Origin of the sequence: Pseudoalteromonas sp. Xi13 (genome assembly GCF_003952205.1) — a bacterium.
In the GTDB taxonomy this organism is placed as follows: Bacteria; Pseudomonadota; Gammaproteobacteria; order Enterobacterales; family Alteromonadaceae; genus Pseudoalteromonas; species Pseudoalteromonas atlantica.
Genome location: NZ_CP034439.1, coordinates 2,287,858 through 2,306,252, shown reverse-complemented (window position 1 = coordinate 2,306,252; position 18,395 = coordinate 2,287,858). Strand labels below are relative to the sequence as shown.

General features: G+C 40.4%; 16 protein-coding genes and 2 tRNA genes. 9 read left to right on the top strand and 9 right to left on the bottom strand.

From position 1 onward, the window contains the following. The first annotated feature begins 103 nt into the window (after positions 1 to 103). Positions 104 to 754, top strand: a complete 651-nt coding sequence (locus EJ103_RS10315) for a SprT family zinc-dependent metalloprotease (RefSeq protein WP_126007533.1) — start codon at positions 104 to 106, stop codon at positions 752 to 754. 63 nt (positions 755 to 817) lie between these two features. On the opposite strand, the gene EJ103_RS10310 is transcribed toward EJ103_RS10315, so the two are convergent. Together EJ103_RS10310 and EJ103_RS10305 are read right to left on the bottom strand one after the other, a co-directional pair. Next, positions 818 to 902 (bottom strand) — tRNA-Tyr (locus EJ103_RS10310). A gap of 48 nt (positions 903 to 950) precedes the next feature. Beyond that, positions 951 to 1,035, bottom strand: a tRNA-Tyr gene (locus EJ103_RS10305). Between the two features lie 112 nt (positions 1,036 to 1,147). Between EJ103_RS10305 and EJ103_RS10300 the strand changes: the two genes are divergently transcribed. Beyond that, entirely contained in the window at positions 1,148 to 1,675 is a 528-nt protein-coding gene (locus tag EJ103_RS10300) for a VC2046/SO_2500 family protein (RefSeq protein ID WP_064386673.1), read from the top strand. Between the two features lie 190 nt (positions 1,676 to 1,865). After that, positions 1,866 to 2,168 (top strand): DUF6172 family protein, encoded by a 303-nt coding sequence (locus tag EJ103_RS10295; RefSeq protein WP_004589192.1) that lies wholly within the window; start codon positions 1,866 to 1,868, stop codon positions 2,166 to 2,168. A gap of 129 nt (positions 2,169 to 2,297) precedes the next feature. Here the strand turns inward: EJ103_RS10295 and EJ103_RS10290 are convergent, their stop codons facing one another. From EJ103_RS10290 to EJ103_RS10280, 3 genes are all read right to left on the bottom strand, one after another. After that, positions 2,298 to 2,777, bottom strand: a complete 480-nt coding sequence (locus EJ103_RS10290) for a YchJ family metal-binding protein (protein WP_004589193.1) — start codon at positions 2,775 to 2,777, stop codon at positions 2,298 to 2,300. Positions 2,778 to 2,819: 42 nt separating this feature from the next. Continuing rightward, positions 2,820 to 3,254 carry a SulA-like leucine-rich domain-containing protein gene (locus EJ103_RS10285; RefSeq protein ID WP_121637664.1) on the bottom strand — a complete coding sequence of 145 codons (435 nt, stop codon included), beginning with the start codon at positions 3,252 to 3,254 and terminating at the stop codon, positions 2,820 to 2,822. Between the two features lie 283 nt (positions 3,255 to 3,537). Beyond that, complete coding sequence (locus tag EJ103_RS10280) at positions 3,538 to 3,993, bottom strand: sel1 repeat family protein (protein ID WP_024032355.1); 456 nt, start codon at positions 3,991 to 3,993, stop codon at positions 3,538 to 3,540. A 117-nt stretch (positions 3,994 to 4,110) separates the two neighbouring features. Here EJ103_RS10280 and EJ103_RS10275 point away from each other — a divergent pair, with 117 nt between their 5' ends. Next, entirely contained in the window at positions 4,111 to 5,403 is a 1,293-nt protein-coding gene (locus EJ103_RS10275; RefSeq protein WP_004589400.1) for an NCS2 family permease, read from the top strand. A gap of 253 nt (positions 5,404 to 5,656) precedes the next feature. Here the strand turns inward: EJ103_RS10275 and EJ103_RS10270 are convergent, their stop codons facing one another. Next, the gene (locus tag EJ103_RS10270) at positions 5,657 to 6,415 is read right to left on the bottom strand and encodes a hypothetical protein (RefSeq protein WP_126007531.1); all 759 of its coding nucleotides are present in this window, start codon (positions 6,413 to 6,415) and stop codon (positions 5,657 to 5,659) included. Positions 6,416 to 6,708: 293 nt separating this feature from the next. Here EJ103_RS10270 and cysB point away from each other — a divergent pair, with 293 nt between their 5' ends. Continuing rightward, a complete protein-coding gene (gene cysB, locus EJ103_RS10265; RefSeq protein ID WP_024032357.1) occupies positions 6,709 to 7,686 on the top strand; it encodes an HTH-type transcriptional regulator CysB in 978 nt (325 codons plus the stop codon). 71 nt (positions 7,687 to 7,757) lie between these two features. On the opposite strand, the gene EJ103_RS10260 is transcribed toward cysB, so the two are convergent. The 3 genes from EJ103_RS10260 to pabB form a co-directional block, all read right to left on the bottom strand. Next, positions 7,758 to 9,134 (bottom strand): L-serine ammonia-lyase, encoded by a 1,377-nt coding sequence (locus tag EJ103_RS10260; protein ID WP_004589403.1) that lies wholly within the window; start codon positions 9,132 to 9,134, stop codon positions 7,758 to 7,760. A gap of 102 nt (positions 9,135 to 9,236) precedes the next feature. Continuing rightward, complete coding sequence (locus EJ103_RS10255; protein ID WP_039972509.1) at positions 9,237 to 9,812, bottom strand: CoA pyrophosphatase; 576 nt, start codon at positions 9,810 to 9,812, stop codon at positions 9,237 to 9,239. Positions 9,813 to 9,818: 6 nt separating this feature from the next. Continuing rightward, positions 9,819 to 11,165, bottom strand: a complete 1,347-nt coding sequence (pabB, locus tag EJ103_RS10250) for an aminodeoxychorismate synthase component I (RefSeq protein WP_126007529.1) — start codon at positions 11,163 to 11,165, stop codon at positions 9,819 to 9,821. Positions 11,166 to 11,334: 169 nt separating this feature from the next. Here pabB and EJ103_RS10245 point away from each other — a divergent pair, with 169 nt between their 5' ends. From EJ103_RS10245 to EJ103_RS10230, 4 genes are all read left to right on the top strand, one after another. Next, positions 11,335 to 12,861 (top strand): fumarate hydratase, encoded by a 1,527-nt coding sequence (locus EJ103_RS10245; RefSeq protein WP_004589406.1) that lies wholly within the window; start codon positions 11,335 to 11,337, stop codon positions 12,859 to 12,861. Positions 12,862 to 13,311: 450 nt separating this feature from the next. After that, a complete protein-coding gene (locus EJ103_RS10240) occupies positions 13,312 to 14,352 on the top strand; it encodes a Glu/Leu/Phe/Val dehydrogenase (RefSeq protein ID WP_004588149.1) in 1,041 nt (346 codons plus the stop codon). Positions 14,353 to 14,506: 154 nt separating this feature from the next. Further along, positions 14,507 to 15,145: a CatA-like O-acetyltransferase gene (locus EJ103_RS10235; protein ID WP_083901813.1), complete on the top strand. Its 639-nt coding sequence runs from the start codon at positions 14,507 to 14,509 to the stop codon at positions 15,143 to 15,145. Between the two features lie 355 nt (positions 15,146 to 15,500). Then, positions 15,501 to 18,389 (top strand): two-component regulator propeller domain-containing protein, encoded by a 2,889-nt coding sequence (locus tag EJ103_RS10230; RefSeq protein WP_232423999.1) that lies wholly within the window; start codon positions 15,501 to 15,503, stop codon positions 18,387 to 18,389. Positions 18,390 to 18,395: the final 6 nt, after the last annotated feature.

Genomic DNA, 18,395 nt, shown 5'->3' with positions numbered 1-18,395 from the left:
TAACTGCATTGATTAAATAAGGCTTTATAATACGCTTTTATTTATATTTAGAGCATACACCTTGTTTGAGTATCAGCTAAAACGCAGTGCAAGGCGTAAAACAGTGGCAATAAAAGTTAGCCAAAAATTAGTTACTGTTTATGCGCCTACACACGTGCCAAAACTACAAATAGAACAATGGCTGTTTAGTAAAAAAGAGTGGGTAACTGCGCAATTACATAAACAACTTAATGCCATTGATACTCAACAACACCCGTTTAAAAACCAGCAAATAATGATTTTTGCTAAGCCATATACCATTACTTTTGCAAAAGGGACACGCTCGCATGTTCAGCAATCCGATAGCGTATTTACTATTTATACTTCTAATCGAGTAAAAAAACAGCCTGAAAAACGCAAGCAGTTACTTTGCCTTGCCCTTGAAGAAATGCTAACAAACTACATTGAAATGCGTTTAGCTTATTATTGCCAACAGATGTCAGAAGCATTACCGACTAAATTGACGATTGGAAGTTATAAACGTAAGTGGGGGAGTTGTAATTCTCGGCGAGAGCTAACCTTTAGCCTTAACCTTGTTGGGGCGCCTCATCATATAATTGATTATGTTATTGTGCACGAATTGGCTCATTTAAAGTATTTGAACCACAGCAGCGCTTTTTGGAAGCGCGTAGCTAATTTTTATCCCGATTATAAATCTGCATCAGCATGGCTTAAAAACCACGGGGCAACATTACAGTGGGTATTTGATAATTAGTCTAAAAATGAAGTTTTAAATAGTGATGAAAAAGATGTAGAAAAGGGTACTGAAGATAAGAAGTGGTGGAGGGAGCTGGATTCGAACCAGCGAAGGCTGAGCCGTCAGATTTACAGTCTGATCCCTTTGGCCGCTCGGGAACCCCTCCACACTATTTTGTTACATTTGACCCCACTTAACTTAGCGGTAAGAAAAGTGGTGGAGGGAGCTGGATTCGAACCAGCGAAGGCTGAGCCGTCAGATTTACAGTCTGATCCCTTTGGCCGCTCGGGAACCCCTCCAATGCAACGGCGCTGATAATAGCAAACTGCGTATTTAAGTAAAGAAAAAAGCTAAAGAAATTTGAAATAAAGCCGATAAATATCTATCAGTTATCATAATCGGCTAAAGACTATGCAAATCGATGGTTTGTTAATCACAGAGAGTCAACTAAAGACCAGGCTAAATAAAAGTGTGCATGAAAATCGCAGAGGCGAATTCTCACTTTTATTAGCGATGCTATCGCACGATGCGCTGGATTTTAGTCAATTTCACTTGCCAAAAAGTGAAACGCATAGTGCTTATGTAGACGAAGAACAGTTAAGGGAGCGCTTTGGTGCTGGACCAAAGCAATTATTAGCTCCCGAAAAATTTGATATGACCATAGGGCAAGAGCACGCGTCGGTGATTGTTCAACAAGGCGAGCAAGCAGGCATGAAAGCAATAAAATTAAGCCACTGCTTAAACCCTGAGCCACTAGCGATTAGAGATGACAAGTTACATATTCCTTTAACAGTAATCGATAATTGTGAACTATCAGTACGCAGGCGCTTAAATGACACGCACACCGCGCTTGCAAGTCCACAAATGGACGCCGCAGCATTTTATGACGATTTAACTAATGAGGCTATACATAAGCCATTGCTTGTTGCTAACGCATAAAAATAATTTAACACTTGTGCGTTTTAAAAGCCTAAAACACCTTCTATTTAATAACCGGTTATGCAATAAAATAGAACAATTCTTTTTTTGTTTAAAAAAAGCATCCACAAATTAAATGCAATTGCTATAATGGCTGCAAATGGTATGACTTGAGTGCCATTATCATTAAATCAAGGTAATTAGGAACGTAATGAAGAAAACATTCACGCTAAATCATGAGAAAATCAAATACCCTCGTATGGTTGATGCTGCAAAGCATGAAGTGAAAAAATATTTGAAAAGAGAGCGCAATAAAACGCTACCTGTTGAAGCTGATTACTGGGCGTTTGACTGTAAGTTTGGCACAAGTGCCGATGATGCCGAAGTCGTTCACGTAGCTGAAATTAACAACAAGATCAGCGAAATCGAAAAGCAGGCGCTTACTTCATTCTATGTTGAGATTTTAGCTAGACCTGCGCAGCGTGAATCGTTCGATCTAGATGATGATGAATAACCAATAGCAATATTGTAGAAAATGGACCTAGATGGTCCATTTTTTGTTTATGGCAGTTATTAACATGTTTAGTGGTATAGAGTAGCACTTAAATAAAAAGCTATTTTTATGCTAAGTGTTTAGCATTTTTTATACACTGTGACACTTTTTATATTTTTTACCGCTTGCACATGGGCAGAGGTCGTTTCTGGCAACTTTTATATCGGCGACCGGATTAATAATACCCTCTAAATAACGCCATTCACCGTCCTCTTTTATAAAGTCTGATTTCTCATCCAACTCACAATATAAGTTTTGGTAAAAATAATACGCGTTAAAGGCAACATAACCTCGCTCATCACTTTGCTGCGTATCGCGCACAACTAATTTTACAAAGCGGCAGCTATTGGCAAAGTCAGCAATTTCATTTACTGGGTTTTGTGCTTGTTTTTCTTTGGCGTAAGTTTTAAATACATAAGATGCATTTTTTAATGCATAAGCACTAAAGCGCGAACGCATTAGTTGCTCAGGTGTTGCTGGGGTTTTTATATCAAGATGATAAGGCTGGCAACAGTCACCATAATTAAGCTGACTGTTGCATAAGCAAGCGCTAGTACTGGTTACACTCATAAAATACTAATTAACATAAATTAAAAATGTATTTTACCAAGCTTATTGAGTAAGTGATATTGCTGTAGTGCTGGTTTTTTTAGTAAAGCAAAATAGCTTAGCGCTTCTTTTGTCTAAATTAAGCGATAAATTAACAAGCTGCTGCTCACTTACTATATCTGTCCACGTAATAATGGCTGCAAAGTTTCCATTATGAAGTGCTGAATTAAGTACATACTCTAAATTTACTAAATGCTTTTGTCTTATTACAAGCAGTTTGCTGGTATCTATAGAGCAGCTATCTAGCAAGGCTTTACTAGGCACATGGTCGGGCGCAATCAGTAAGGTCCACGCGTTAGAGCTATTGTATTGGTGCAACACTTTTAGCATCTCAAACGTAGCAGAAATTTCATCTTCTACTTTTATTAAGTTTACCGACTCACTTTCATTATGTTGTTGGTAGCTTTTAACGGTTCTTACGGTAATTGGCTGTAGCATAGGTCTCACTCACTGGGTTTATATACAGTACATGTATACAGTAGTTTATACAGTTGTTGTGTGCAAGCGTTTTTTGTTATTTTTTATACAGTTAATGGTTTTAAAAAATAAACAATGAAAATAATGCTTTAAAAACAGTTGGTTACAGTTTGTGCTGTGCAAGTGAAAGCTGAGGGTGTTTGCAGTACTGTATAAAGTGTAGCAGCGTTATACAGTACTTAAGGGATGGCTATACAGTTATTTTAGTGTGTTTTACAGTGCTTAGCTGTTAGCTATAAAGTAGTTAGTCATTTTTTGGGATTAAGTGGGCAAACTGAATTTGGTGGATTTGCTCATACAAACTGGCTGCATAGCATTGAGCGTCTTTAAGACGTTTGGTGTCGATATATTTTCTTAAATCATTTAAAGCAGCGGTTGCCGGTTCGTAGCCTTGGCTGCTGGCTAAACTCAGCCATGCTGCTGCGTGAAATACGCTTTTTGGTACGCCTTGGCCTTTGACAAAAAATAACCCTAAATAAAACTGGGCGCGATGATTTCCGGCCATTGCGGCAAGGCGCATCCACTTAGCTGCCAACGGTGCTTGGTTATGCTTTAAATAATACAGTGCTTTGTTAAGTGTTGTTTGCTCACTTACATCACTATTGTTTTCAGCGCTGTGGTTTGTAGGCTGTGTTACAAAATCTAAAATATTGTTTAATTGCTGCTCTAAGTCTTGTCCGCTAGGCTGAGTCTTATTCATATATTTTCTTTTTTATAGTTTCTACGTCAACAGTTTAGTATATCGCAAGGTAAAATGTCCTGTTTATACTTAATTTTATGGTAAAATCACGTCACTTTTTACTATCACAAGTCTATTATGCTCGAAGCTCTATTTAAACTCCGCGAAAATAACTCCAATGTGCGACGCGAAAGCATTGCTGGAATCACTACTTTCATTACTATGGTTTACATTGTATTTGTAAACCCTGCAATGCTTGCGGAAGCAGGCATGGATCAAGGTGCTGCATTTGTTGCTACCTGTATTGCGGCTGCTATTGGCTGTTTTATTATGGGATTGTGGGCTAATTACCCTTTAGCACTTGCGCCGGGCATGGGTTTAAACGCATTTTTTACTTACGGTGTTGTACTGGGCATGGGTTATAGCTGGCAAGCTGCATTAGGTGCGGTATTTATGTCTGGTTGTATATTTTTAATATTAAGTTTGTTTAAGGTCAGAGAGTGGATAATTAATGCTATCCCTCTGGTTTTAAAGCAGGCTATTGCCACTGGTATTGGTGCGTTTTTAGCGTTAATTGCGCTTAAAAATGCAGGCATTATTGTTTCAAGCCCAGCTACATTAGTACAGCTTGGCGATATTACTTCGGCAGGTCCTTTATTAGCTATTTTAAGCTTTTTTGTCATTGCTGCTTTGCTTTATCGTGATATAAAAAGCGGCGTACTTATTAGCATTTTGCTAGTAACGGGCATTGCGTTAAGCCTCGACTTAGTTGAGTACCACGGCGTAATGTCAATGCCACCGTCTATTTTACCTACCTTCATGCAACTTGATTTTGCAGCAGCCTTTGAGCTTTCTATGCTGAGTGTAATCTTTGCGTTTTTGTTTGTTGATTTATTTGATACATCAGGCACGTTAGTTGCTGTAACTCAAAAAGCAGGCTTAGCCGATGAAAAAGGTAATATGCCACGTTTAGGGCGTGCTTTAAGTGCCGATAGTACAGCTACTATTGCGGGTGCAATGTTAGGTACTTCTACCACTACTTCTTATATTGAGTCTGTGGCCGGTGTATCGGTTGGTGGGCGTACTGGCTTAACAGCTGTTGTTGTGGGTATATGCTTTTTACTAATGATGTTTTTTGCGCCGCTTGCGCAAATGGTACCGGCTTATGCAACAGCGGGTGCTATTTTATACGTTGCGGTATTAATGCTGCAAAACCTTAAGTTTGTAAACTGGGATGACATGAGCGATGCAATTCCGGTAAGTGTGGTACTACTTATGACGCCGCTTACATTCTCTATTGCGCACGGTATTGCTCTTGGTTTTATATCGTACACTGCGGTTAAAGTACTGTGTGGTAAACGCGATCAGGTTAGTATTAGCGTGTGGATTTTAACAGCGTTATTTATTATCAAGTTTGCATTTTTATCGTAATAGCTAATATCCATTCTTTTAGCTAAGAGGCTTAGTTTGAGGGTGGGTAAACATTTATTATTTAGTGTCTATCGCTCATTGCCACTGCATTGTTATACCTTGCGTATCTATGTTGTGGTAAATGAGCGTTTATAACGTAGTTAGCGCTAGGTAGTGCCTCAAATACGTTAGTATTTACCCATTGGTAAAAATAGCTTAACAGATACAAAAAAGCCCATACATTATGTATGGGCTTTCTTTTGGGTATTTAAAATTACCATTTCTTTTTAGGTGCAAATAATACGTCCAAGTCATCTTGCTCTGCTTCTGCTTTTTTCTTCAGGGCAGTGGCGTTTGATGCTTTTAGTTCGGTGCTTATTTCTTCTAAATAGGCTTCAACTTCTTGGCGTTTTGCGTTTACGTATTCATCAGAATAGGTAACGGCACTAAGTGTGGCATAGGCTTTTTCAAAATATTGCCTAGCAGAGCCCACCATGCTCGCTGAACGAGCAGATAAACCGCGTTTAATTTGGCTTTCTATGTTAATTCTGAGTTGTAACTTTTCAAGGCGCTTATCTTCTGCTGCAAATATTTGGCTATCTACACGGCCTTTACTGTGCTCAGAGCGCATAATAACTCTAAGCTTTTTTATGCCCTGAATTAATGAGACTAACTGCTTATCGTTACTTGGTAACGATAAATTGTCGCTGCTATTACCTTGAACTGCACCACTTAGCTTTTCTTTAGCTTCGTTCATTCTGCTTTTTAATGCTTTAGAATTAGGTGAATGGTTCACCATAGCGTTAAGTGCTTCGTAACATCTACGTTGTAAAACGCGTATAATGTTTTCAGAAAGCGGAATATTAGCGCTATTCATAAGTGCTTCTTCGGTTTCTTCAATTATCGCTTTTTGTTTTGTTAATTCTTTGCGACGTTCAATTTCTTGCTTTTCTTTATGCTGCTGCACAGCGCTTACCCACAGTGCAATCACTATCAGTGCCACTATAAGCACAATTATAATCGAAACGATCATGGCTTAATTCTCGGATTCATAATCTATTTTTTTATATTACATCAAATATATGCTTTGAGGGTAGCTTTGCGCTGATTAACTTAAAAATATGTTAAAAATTAGATATAAGAATAATGTATTATAAGTTGAACCTGAATAAACATCGCTATCTGCAGCGGGTTTATTATGCTAGCCTTAATGCTTAAATAATGAAAATATACGTGCTTACTTTGCCAAGTTTTAACTAAATTAAACTTGGTTTTGCTTAGTATTACCATCATATAAGCTTAATAATAACGTTAAAAACTGCAACCATGAAATTACAACAACTTAGATACATCGTAGAAGTTCAAAACCATAAGCTAAACGTATCAGCAACTGCTGAGAGTTTATTTACCTCACAGCCTGGTATATCTAAACAAGTGCGCATGCTTGAAGATGAGCTAGGTGTACAAATTTTTGGCCGCAGTGGTAAGCATTTAACGCATGTTACAGGTGCCGGCGAAGAAATAATTAACATTTCTCGCGAAATTTTATCTAAAGTCGAAGGTATAAAAGCGGTTGCTAATGAGCACACGCTGCCTGATCAGGGTAAACTAAATATAGCCACAACACATACGCAAGCACGTTATGCTTTGCCAAGTGTTATTCAGGGCTTTATGAAAAAATACCCAGCTGTTTCGCTGCATATGCATCAAGGTACACCACAACAGATTTCTGATGCAGCAGCGCGCGGTGATGCAGATTTTGCCATTGCAACTGAAGCACTTCATTTATACTCAGATTTAGTTATGCTGCCTTGCTATCATTGGAACCGCAGCATTGTGGTGGCAAAAGATCATCCTCTAGCACAAAAGGCCGACAATTTAACCGTTGCCGATATAGCGCAGTATCCGCTTATTACGTATGTATTTGGGTTTACTGGGCGCTCTGAGCTTGATAAAGCATTTAACGCGCACGGCCTTGAGCCGCACATTGTGTTTACTGCAACCGATGCCGATGTAATTAAAACTTATGTAAGGTTAGGGCTAGGTGTAGGTGTAGTCGCTTCAATGGCCGTTGATCAATTAAGTGACACAGATTTAGTGTGTATTGATGCCAGCCATTTATTTGAAGCTAGCACAACTAAAATTGGCTTTAGAAAGGGCAGTTTTTTACGTACTTATATGTATGACTTTATTGAGCGTTTTGCCCCGCATTTAACTAAAGAGCGAGTGGAGCGAGCAAGCTTATTACGTAATCAAGAAGATGTTGATGCGTTATTTGCCGACATAGAACTGCCAGTAAAATAGTAAGACTTTAATTATATAAATACTAAAAAACCGCGTATTGCTAAAATCCGCGGTTTTTTGTTTTTATACGCTTAACATTCAATAATGTTTACCGCTAATCCACCGCGTGCGGTTTCTTTATATTTGGTTTTCATGTCGTTACCAGTATCGAGCATGGTTTTAATCACTTTATCAAGCGACACCTTTTGCTCGCCACTGCCACGTATTGCTAGGCGAGAGGCATTAATTGCTTTAATGGCGCCCATGGCATTGCGCTCAATACACGGTACTTGTACCAATCCGCCTACAGGGTCGCAGGTTAGGCCTAAATTATGCTCCATGCCTATTTCGGCGGCGTTTTCAACATGTACTACATTACCTCCAACAATTTCGGTGAGTGCGCCGGCAGCCATTGAACAGGCAACACCTACTTCACCTTGGCAGCCTACTTCTGCGCCCGAAATAGAGGCATTTTTTTTGTATAAAATACCAATCGCCGCTGCGGTTAATAAATAGCGTGTGGCTATGTCGCGGTCCACTTCTTTAATAAATGTGTGGTAGTACATTAAAACGGCCGGCAATATACCCGCAGCACCATTTGTTGGCGCCGTGACTACGCGCCCACCTGCGGCATTTTCTTCATTTACGGCTAAGGCGAATAAATCCACCCAATCCATTGCTCTGAGTGGGTCATTACTCACTTCTACATTTAGCTTTAAATACAAACTAGGTGCACGGCGTTTAACTTTTAAACCACCTGGTAAAATTCCCTCGGTGCGCATACCACGTTCAATACAGGCTTTCATTACTTGCCAAATATTAAACAACTCGTCTTTAATATCGTCTTCTTTGCGCAGCGTTTTTTCGTTATGCATCATTAAAGTAGATACACTAAAGCCTGACTCTTTACACAGCTCTAGTAAATCTTTTGCACTTTCGAACGGGTAAGGAGCCGGGTTTTGCTCGCGTATATCAAGGGCTGCTTGTTTTTCGTTTTCAAATTCTTCATCGGTAACAATAAAGCCGCCGCCAATAGAATAGTACACTTTGCTATATACTTTTTCGCCATTATTTGAGGCAATAATTTCCATTGCATTAGAGTGCTTAGGTAAGGTTTTGCGGCGATGAAAAACAATAGCCCCTTGCTTAGGAAAGTTCGCTTTATGGGTTTGGTTGAGGTATATCACTTGCTCTTTTTCAATAGTGGCAAGGATATCGTCAACTAAATCGGCATCTATTGTTTCTGGGTCATAGCCGGCAAGCCCTAATATAACGGCTTTACCAGAGCCATGGCCTACGCCGGTTTGACCCAGTGAGCCATAAAGCTCTACCTTTATATCGGTAACAGAGGTTAAAAGTTGCTGCTCTTGTAGGTCATTAACAAATAAGCGCGAGGCACGCATTGGGCCAACGGTATGTGACGACGATGGGCCAATACCAATGCTAAACATATCAAATGCACTGATCATACTATGGGTCTCTACTTTATTTACTCAGCCCGAAAGCTGTTCTTTGAACGGTCGAGTATCATAACGTTAATTCTATATTATGTAACTATTTGGCCGTAAGTTTTACACTGGTAGGGCAAGCTGTTTTGTAAAGTTTTTTATAATGCTAGCCGTTGCTCCCCACAGTAATCCGTGCGGTGTACTAAACCCTTGCAAGGTGATGGTTTTGCCAAAACGTTGAAAAGGAATAGGCTGCCAATTGGCCTCGTTTGAAAGCTGGGTAAGCGACAGTAAAAAGCTAGCTTGCACTTCATTATAATCGTTCTCCCATACTGTGTGTTCATCAAGTAAACCCACAAATGGGCTAATGCTAAAGCCTGTTAGGGTAGAGTATTGTGGCAGCTGCCCGAGCACTTTAACATTACTTGGCGCTATATTAAGCTCTTCGTGTAGTTCTCGAAGCGCTGTGGTGCGCAGGTGTTTATCGCTTTGCTCAAACTTACCGCCGGGTAAACAAATTTCCCCAGGGTGATGATGTAAATAAGTAGGGCGTTTGCACAATAAAATATGCGCGTGGTTATCAACATCAATAATAGGCAGCATAACCGCACTGGCACGCTTTTTACGGGTATCTTTTATTTGATTTGGCGCAGCAGTAGGGCTTAGCTGAAACCGCGCCATAATATGTTCACTATTCAAAGCGTTCTACTGTTTTAATAAAGGAAGTATTTTATTCACTTTATCGTATGTTTCTTGGTATTCCAATTCGACTTTAGAATCAGCGACAATACCACCACCGGCCCAGCAATAAATGTGTTCTTTATGACAAACCAATGTACGGATTGTAATACTGGTGTCCATATTACCGCAGGCGCTTAAATACCCTATAGAGCCACAGTAAATACTACGCCTATGAGGCTCTAGCTCTTCAATTATCTCCATAGCTCTAATTTTAGGCGCGCCGGTGATTGACCCACCGGGAAATGCTGCTTCAAGCTGATCAACACACGTTTTACTTTCATCTAGCTCTGCCGTTACGGTACTCACTAAGTGATGCACTGCCGGAAAGCTCTCAATAGCAAAAAGTGAGGGCACCTTTACAGAGCCAGGTTTTGCAACTTTACCTAAATCGTTACGCAGTAAATCAACAATCATTACGTTTTCTGCGCGGTCTTTGGTTGAGTTTTCAAGGGCTCTGGCTTGCTGTTGGTCGGCGATTGCATCTGCCATGCGTGGCAAAGTGCCTTTGATAGGTTTTGTTTCAACTATATTGTCGTGAACTGCAATAAAGCGCTCTGGCGATATTGATAAAATGGCGCCACGTGGGTGATTAATAAAGCTAGAAAATGGCGCTTTATTAGCCTCACGCAATACTTTGTAGGCTTGGAAAGGGTCGCCTTTAAAACCGGCACTAAAGCGCTGGGCTAGGTTGATTTGATAGCAATCACCACTTTTTAAATAATCTTGTATTTGCGCAAATTTGTCAGCGTATTCATGTTCACTCATATTTGAGCGCCAATCGCTGGTTAGCGAAAACTGTGCTGGTACTATATCGTTTGCTAAATATTGCTGGTAAAGCGCTAAACGGTTCACCTCAGGTTGAGAAACGTAAAACCAGCTTTGCTGGTGTTTATCAAATATAAGCGCATCTAAATAAAGGCCAATGGCCATTTGTGGCAACGTTATATCGTGTTTTGCCGTGCGTGGCATGTGCTCAATAATACGCCCTAAATCGTAACCAAAATAACCAAGCCAACCGCCGTTAAAAGGCAGGTTATTAGCGGCTTTTTGCGCACTAAGTTTACTTAGCTCATCGTTCATTATTGTAAAGGGGCTACGCGAGTCAAGCTGCTGATTAAATACGCTTTGATTGTTGTTTACTTCTAAAATAGCATGAGGCTCTATCGCAATAATATCAAAGCGACTATTTATGTGCTCGCTATTGGCTGAGTCTAGTAATACGGCATAGGGTAAATGCGCAAAATGCGCGAAAACATCAATGCAGTTTTGTGTTATGGCTAATTTTACACAATTTTTTTCATTGTTTAGCATTTACTGCCCCTTTAAGAACTGGCTCGAAACGGGCTGGGAGGGTATCATAAGTCAAATTTTTTTGGCAGCGTTTAGTATCAAATCTACGTTGTAATTAAAACAGTGCAAACCACCGTCACCGGTTTGGTATAGATTACGCTTAAGCGTAACGCTAACTTAAGGAACCACTATGAGTACAATCCGTCAGCAAGACTTTATTGATAGCATTGAAGATGCGTTGCAATATATCTCTTTTTATCACCCCCTTGATTTTGTTCAAGCGCTAGAAAAAGCCTACAACAAAGAACAAAGCAAGGCTGCAAAAGATGCAATCGCGCAAATTTTAATTAACTCGCGTATGTCGGCTGAAGGCAAGCGTCCATTGTGTCAAGACACGGGTATTATTACCTGTTTTGTAAAAGTAGGGATGGATGTTAAGTGGGATAAAACAGATTTAACCGTACAACAAATGGTTGATGAAGGCACACGTCGCGCATATTTAAATCCAGATAATCCACTACGAGCGTCTATTGTAGCTGACCCTGCTGGCACACGTAAAAACACTAAAGATAATACCCCTTCAGTTGTACACATTGATTTAGTGGCGGGCGGCGAAGTAGAAGTAATGGTTGCAGCGAAAGGCGGCGGCTCAGAGAACAAAAGTAAAATGGTTATGCTAAACCCATCTGACGATGTAGCTGCATGGGTAGAAAAAACGCTACCGACAATGGGCGCTGGTTGGTGCCCGCCAGGCATGCTAGGTATAGGCATTGGTGGAACCGCCGAAAAAGCAGCGGTAATGGCAAAAGAGTCGTTAATGGACCCGGTTGATATTCATGAGCTTATGGAGCGCGGGGCAGAAACAACGGAAGAAAAACTGCGTTTAGAAATTTTTGAACGTGCTAACAAACTAGGTATTGGCGCACAAGGTTTAGGTGGTTTAACCACGGTTGTTGATATTAAAGTAAAAACAGCGCCTACGCATGCGGCATCAAAACCTGTTGTGATGATCCCTAACTGTGCAGCTACGCGCCACGTACACTTTACACTAGACGGCTCAGGCCCTGCAGATTTAAAAGCGCCTAAGCTAGAAGACTGGCCAGAAGTGACATTTGAAGTAGGTGAAGGAACTCGCCGTGTTAATTTAGATACGTTAACTAAAGAAGACACCCGCGAGTGGAAAATGGGAGAAACTGTTTTACTCTCAGGCACTATTTTAACAGGCCGTGATGCTGCTCATAAACGCTTACAAGATATGATCAATTCAGGTGAAGGTTTACCTGAGGGCGTTGATTTTGATAATAAGTTTATTTATTACGTTGGTCCAGTTGATGCTGTAGGTGATGAAGCTGTAGGCCCTGCAGGCCCTACAACCGCAACACGTATGGATAAATTTACCGATATGATGCTAGAAAAAACCGGCATTGTAGGCATGATAGGCAAAGCTGAGCGTGGTCCTGCTACAGTTGAGTCGATTAAAGAGCATAAATCGGTTTATTTAATGGCTGTAGGTGGTGCGGCATACTTAGTATCTAAAGCAATTAAAAAAGCACGCGTGGTTGCCTTTGAAGATTTAGGTATGGAAGCAATCTACGAATTTGAAGTAGAAGATATGCCAGTTACGGTTGCTGTAGACAGCGAAGGTGCTAACGCACACACGCAAGGCCCTGCAATTTGGAAAGCTAAAATTGAAGAGCTAGACGGTAAGCTTAAATAAAGGTTTACGTAATCTAATAAAAAAGCGAGCTTAGGCTCGCTTTTTTTGTATTTGTTTTATGAAATATTAAAAAAGCGCAAATTGCCCCTTCAAATAAACACCTCAGACCAGTTGTAGTAAATCTGCTTTTTTCTTCATAAACCTATACACTGTGCGACTTTGCTGGGAGGGGAACTGTGTAATACAAGGTTTACACTTGGTGTTACCTTTACGTTCACGTAAATGTGAAGGCGCTTTTTAACGGTGTTGTTAGCTTTAAATTTAATTTATATGCCTTTTTTTGAATTTTATATCCGTATTTTGTTGTTATTTAGATTTATTAATTCACAAGGCTGGCTTTTTACGGGTTTAACTTCTCATTATGTGGCACCCTTAAAAATGAAGTGGTAAAGTTTCGTCAATTTCCAGCGCTCATCCCTCTCACGGGTAAACTATTTTGGAGTAATTACAGTGGCTGTGTTTAATCAAGCTGAATTTGATAACCACGAACAAGTGGTTTTTTGTTCTGACGAAGCGTCAGGTTTAAAAGCAATTATTGCCGTACATAATACTAACCTTGGCCCTGCTGTTGGTGGTTGTAGAATGTGGGAATATGCCAACGATGAAGATGCCGTTTACGATGTTTTACGTCTCTCTAAAGGGATGACCTATAAAAATGCGGTTGCTCGCCTGCCATTTGGTGGTGGTAAATCAGTTATAATTGGCAATGCAAAAGAGATTAAGTCAGAGCAGTTATTTCGAGCTTTTGGTCGCCAATTAGAGCGATTAAATGGCCGTTACTATTCTGCCGAAGATGTAAACATTACATGTGATGACGTTGCATTAATGAATAAAGAAACGAATTATGTGCTGGGCTTGGAAGGGAAAAGCGGTAATCCGTCACCTTTTACAGCTTACGGTACGTTTTTAGGAATTAAAGCGGCATTACAGCACCAACGTGGGCATCAAGATTTTGCGGGCATTAAAGTGGCGGTACAAGGTTTAGGTGCAGTCGCCTATGGTTTATGTAAGCATTTAGCCCAAGCTGGTGCAAAATTATTTGTAACAGATATCAATCAAGATGCTGTAGAGCGGGTAGTAAATGACTTTGGTGCTACGGCGGTGGGTATTGATGAAATTTACGACCTTGATGTTGATGTATACGCACCTTGTGCATTAGGTGCCACCATTAATGATGAAACCATTGTACGTATTAAGGCAACCATTATTGCTGGGTGTGCTAATAATCAGCTAGCGCAGTCTCGTCACGGTGAAGTACTTCGTGAAAAAGGTATTTTGTATGCACCCGATTACGTTATTAACGCTGGTGGCATTATTAATGTATATTACGAAACTGCACCACAAGGCTACAGTGAGGCGGCGTCTAATAAGCATGTTGAAGGTATTTTTGATACCTTAACCGAAATATTCACCCGTAGTGAAAAAGAGCAAAAATCAACGCATTTGATTGCCGATGAGTTAGCGCAAGAGATAATTCAAAACGGCCTGTAAATTTACCCCGTTTATTTAAACTAAGGCGTACAGTGGTACGCCTTTTTTGTTTATACTCTATGGCGTGGTAATTTTGTGGCCAAGACCCTTAAGGCAATGCGGCCTAATCGTTAACGACAAGCTTATGGATATTATGACTGATACAAATGCCTTAATGGAGCCCATCGACCTTGATACATGGCCTCGCCAACAACACTTCGAATTATTTAAAAACTTTACCCAGCCATATTTTAATGTGTGCGTAACACTTAACGCCAAGCCTTTATTTGAATATTGTAAACAAAATAAACTGTCTTTTTTTCAAGCATATGTGCATGCCACATTAAAAGCTTGCCACGCTTATAACCCGATTATGCTAAGAATTATAAATGAATGCCCATGGCGCTTAAAGCAAGTAAGAGCCAGTGTGGTAGAGCTTGCTAGTGATGATTCGTTTATATTTAGTTACTTTAATTATTCGCCTTGCCTTGAAGAATTTGCTCAGCACGCCACAGCTATAAGCGCCAATGCTAAATCTCAACCGTTATTTTCTCAGGCGTTTAATCAAACCGAAGGGCAGGCCGATTTGATACATATATCGGTTTTACCTTGGCTGAACTTTAGTAGTTTTTCGCATGCCTTTAGTGAAGGGAAAAGTTTAGGTATTCCTAAATTTGTGTTTGGTCAATACGATAAAACCACGGGCCTAATGCCGTTTTCGATTGATGTGCATCATTCGCTAATGGACGGTTTACACGTCGCAGCGTTTATAAACGTATTACAAAACAATATTGACGACTTTTGTAAAGATTAATTGAATTTAGTTAATGCAATGTATTTATTTGCTATGGTAGTATTTTTAGTTAGATAGGCGATATAAGTTAATTTGTAACGATTAGCTGATACGTTTACGACATTAAGTTTTAGCGACTTATTTAAGGTGCTTTTTAGCACGTATTATTAGTTGTTTACGCTATTGTTTAGTTTTAATTAACGCGCTTTTAGCGCTTAAACAAACCCTAGTGTATTCACCCAATGCGTATAGGGATTTTAACGCTTTGTTGGAGCGCACAATTTTGGTGTGCTCAGTGCCAAGTAAATTCTTTCCTACTCCTTTTAAATAACGATAAAACGCTTACACACAAGTAAAAGAATAACTAAGGCAGTTGATGATGAGACAATTAAGCATTATATGTTCTTTTTTCGTCATGTTTTTATGTGAAGCCCAAGAGCAAACCCGTTTACCGTTAAGTGATTATTTTTCTGAAACATGGAATACCCGTTCTGGATTGCCACACAACAGTATTAATAGCGTTACGCAAACCCAAGATGGCTACTTATGGGTTGCTACATGGGAAGGTTTGGCACGTTTTAATGGCCAAGAGTTTACAATATTAACCCGTGCTCATATTAATAACTTACCCGACTCGGGTTTAAGGGCACTCACTCCCACAAATAGTGGTGGGTTATACATAGCGGGGTCGCGCGGAGGAATTAGCTTATATCAACATAGGCAGTGGGATACCAAGCGATCAGCATCAACCATGGTTAATCATTTAATTGAAAGTGCTGATCAAAGCCTATGGTTAGCCCTTGAAAACGACGGCGTGTTTTATCGTGAACATAACAGCGATACCGACCTTGCAATTATTAAAAATGTGAGTGCTTATCGGGTTATAGAAGATCACGATGGGGTTATTTGGGCAGCAACCAGTGCAGGCCTTTATAAAATACACAACAAAATACCGACCTTAATGACACCACACTTTGGTTTACCAAATGCACCTGTCTATAACTTATTAATTACCCGTGGTGGCTCGCTTATTGTGGGAAGCGAAAAAGGCGCGTGGATCAAAACCAAGGCGCAGTTTCAGCCAATACATGAAAAGCTTAGCAATGAATCTATTTCTAGCTTACTAGAGGATAACCATGGAGACTTATGGTTTGGCACAATTAATAAAGGGGTATTTAGGTTATCGCCCGATGGCGTAGAGCAGTTAGATGCCAATAACGGATTACCCGCCAACCGTATTTTATCTTTGTTACAAGATAGAGAAAACAGTATTTGGATTGGCACAAACGCCGGATTGTTTCGCCTGCGTGAGTCGCCGTTTTCATCGTGGACCCAAAAAAGAGGTTTAGCGGGGGATTATACCCGCACAGTGCTTTCTCACTCCGATGGCAGTTTATGGGTGGGGGGAAGCTCTGGCTTAAATATAATAAAAAATAATCGCGCTACCTTGGTTTCAGGCTCTAAACAAAGCAGTCCTTATTCTGTGCTCAGTTTACACGAAGCACCCGACGGTAGTGTGTGGGCAGGGACGTATACCTCAGGTGTTTTAAAAATAGTTAATAATACCTTTACGCCGTTTATTAATCGTAGCACTGGCCTTGGAAGTAACGAAGTAAGGGCTTTATTATTTGATTCTAAAAACCGTTTGTGGATAGGCTCTGCTATGGGGCTGACGCGCATCAATGAAGATGGCAGCTTAAATCAATTTACAAATAAAAAAGACTTACCAAGTGGGTTTGTACTTGCACTTAGTGAAGATAACGCGGGCAATATTTGGGTAGGTACCGGCAATGGGGTGGTGGTATTTGATATTGTTAGTGAGCAATTTACAACGGTTGAATTCCCTCGTGAGTTTTCTGCGCAATATGCGTTTGGGTTTTATATTGATGTTACCTATACCTGGATGGCCACAGATAGAGGCTTAGTGCGCTATGAGCTAACAAGCGGAAAAATGGCAATGCTTGGCTTAGAACAAGGTTTACCTATCGATAAACTATTTCAAGTGGTGCCGCACAATGGCTCATTTTGGCTCTCGAGCAACCGCGGGATTATTCAAATCGATAAAAATCATATACAGCAAATCCTCGATGCTCCCGCGAGCGCTAAAGCACCCGTGCTTAACTATCAACTGTATGATGAAGGCGATGGGATGTTAAGTGCGCAGGCTAATGGAGGTTCAACCCCTTCGGCTGTAACGCATAACGATGGGAGTATTTGGTTTGCAACCGCAAAGGGGGTGAGTACTGTAAAACCTGCGCGCTTACAAGCATCGACGCAAATTGCGCTGCCGACCATTATTGAAAATATTTTTGTAGATGGTAAGCCTATTGCGCTTCCGCTTGAAGGAGAGTCGGTATTTTTGCCACCGGGGGTATCGCGTTTATCGTTTCATTATGCAGGGCTGAGCTTTATTATGCCGCAGCGATTAAATTTTCAAACCCAATTAAAGGGCTTTAACGATAAATGGGTTAATCGCCAACATATGACCGGTGCTGAGTACACTAACTTACCGCCTGGGGAATATACCTTTATGGTACGAGCAAGTTACCCTAACGCACAGTGGCAAGATAATCAGCAAGCTGTAAATATTGTAATTCAGTCATTTTTTTGGCAAAAACCGCAATTTAAGTTTGCAGTATTTGTATTATTTTTAATGGTTATTTTTGCTATATACAAATACCGTTTATACCACTACAAAAAAATAGAAATAGAGCTGACTAATCGCGTAGAAAAACAAACCCAAGACCTACAAACGCAAGCCAATGCGTTTGCGTACCAAGCAACGCACGACCAACTTACCGACATGCCTAACAGGCGTGCTTTTGATAGCTGGCTTGCCCATAACTTTGCCACTTACAAACAGCAAAACCGGCCGCTAGCCATAGCTATACTGGATATTGATCACTTTAAGCGGATTAACGATAACTGGTCGCATATTATTGGTGACAAAGTGATTTGTACTATTGCAGAGCTGCTTAAAAATGGCTGCCAAGAAAACCAGCATATAGCACGGTGGGGCGGTGAAGAGTTTACAATTGTTTTTGCAGATAAAACCGCCGGCGAAGCAAAAATCATATGCGAAGCACTGCGCGAGAGCATTGCACAGCATGACTTTTCGGCCATTGGTGAGGGGTTAAGTGTAACAGCCAGTTTTGGCTTGTCTGACTCAACCAACGTCGGTGATTACGACCGCCTTTTATCGCGGGCAGATCAAGCATTATACAAAGCTAAAAATAGCGGACGAAATTGCACAGAAATTATCTGATTGAAA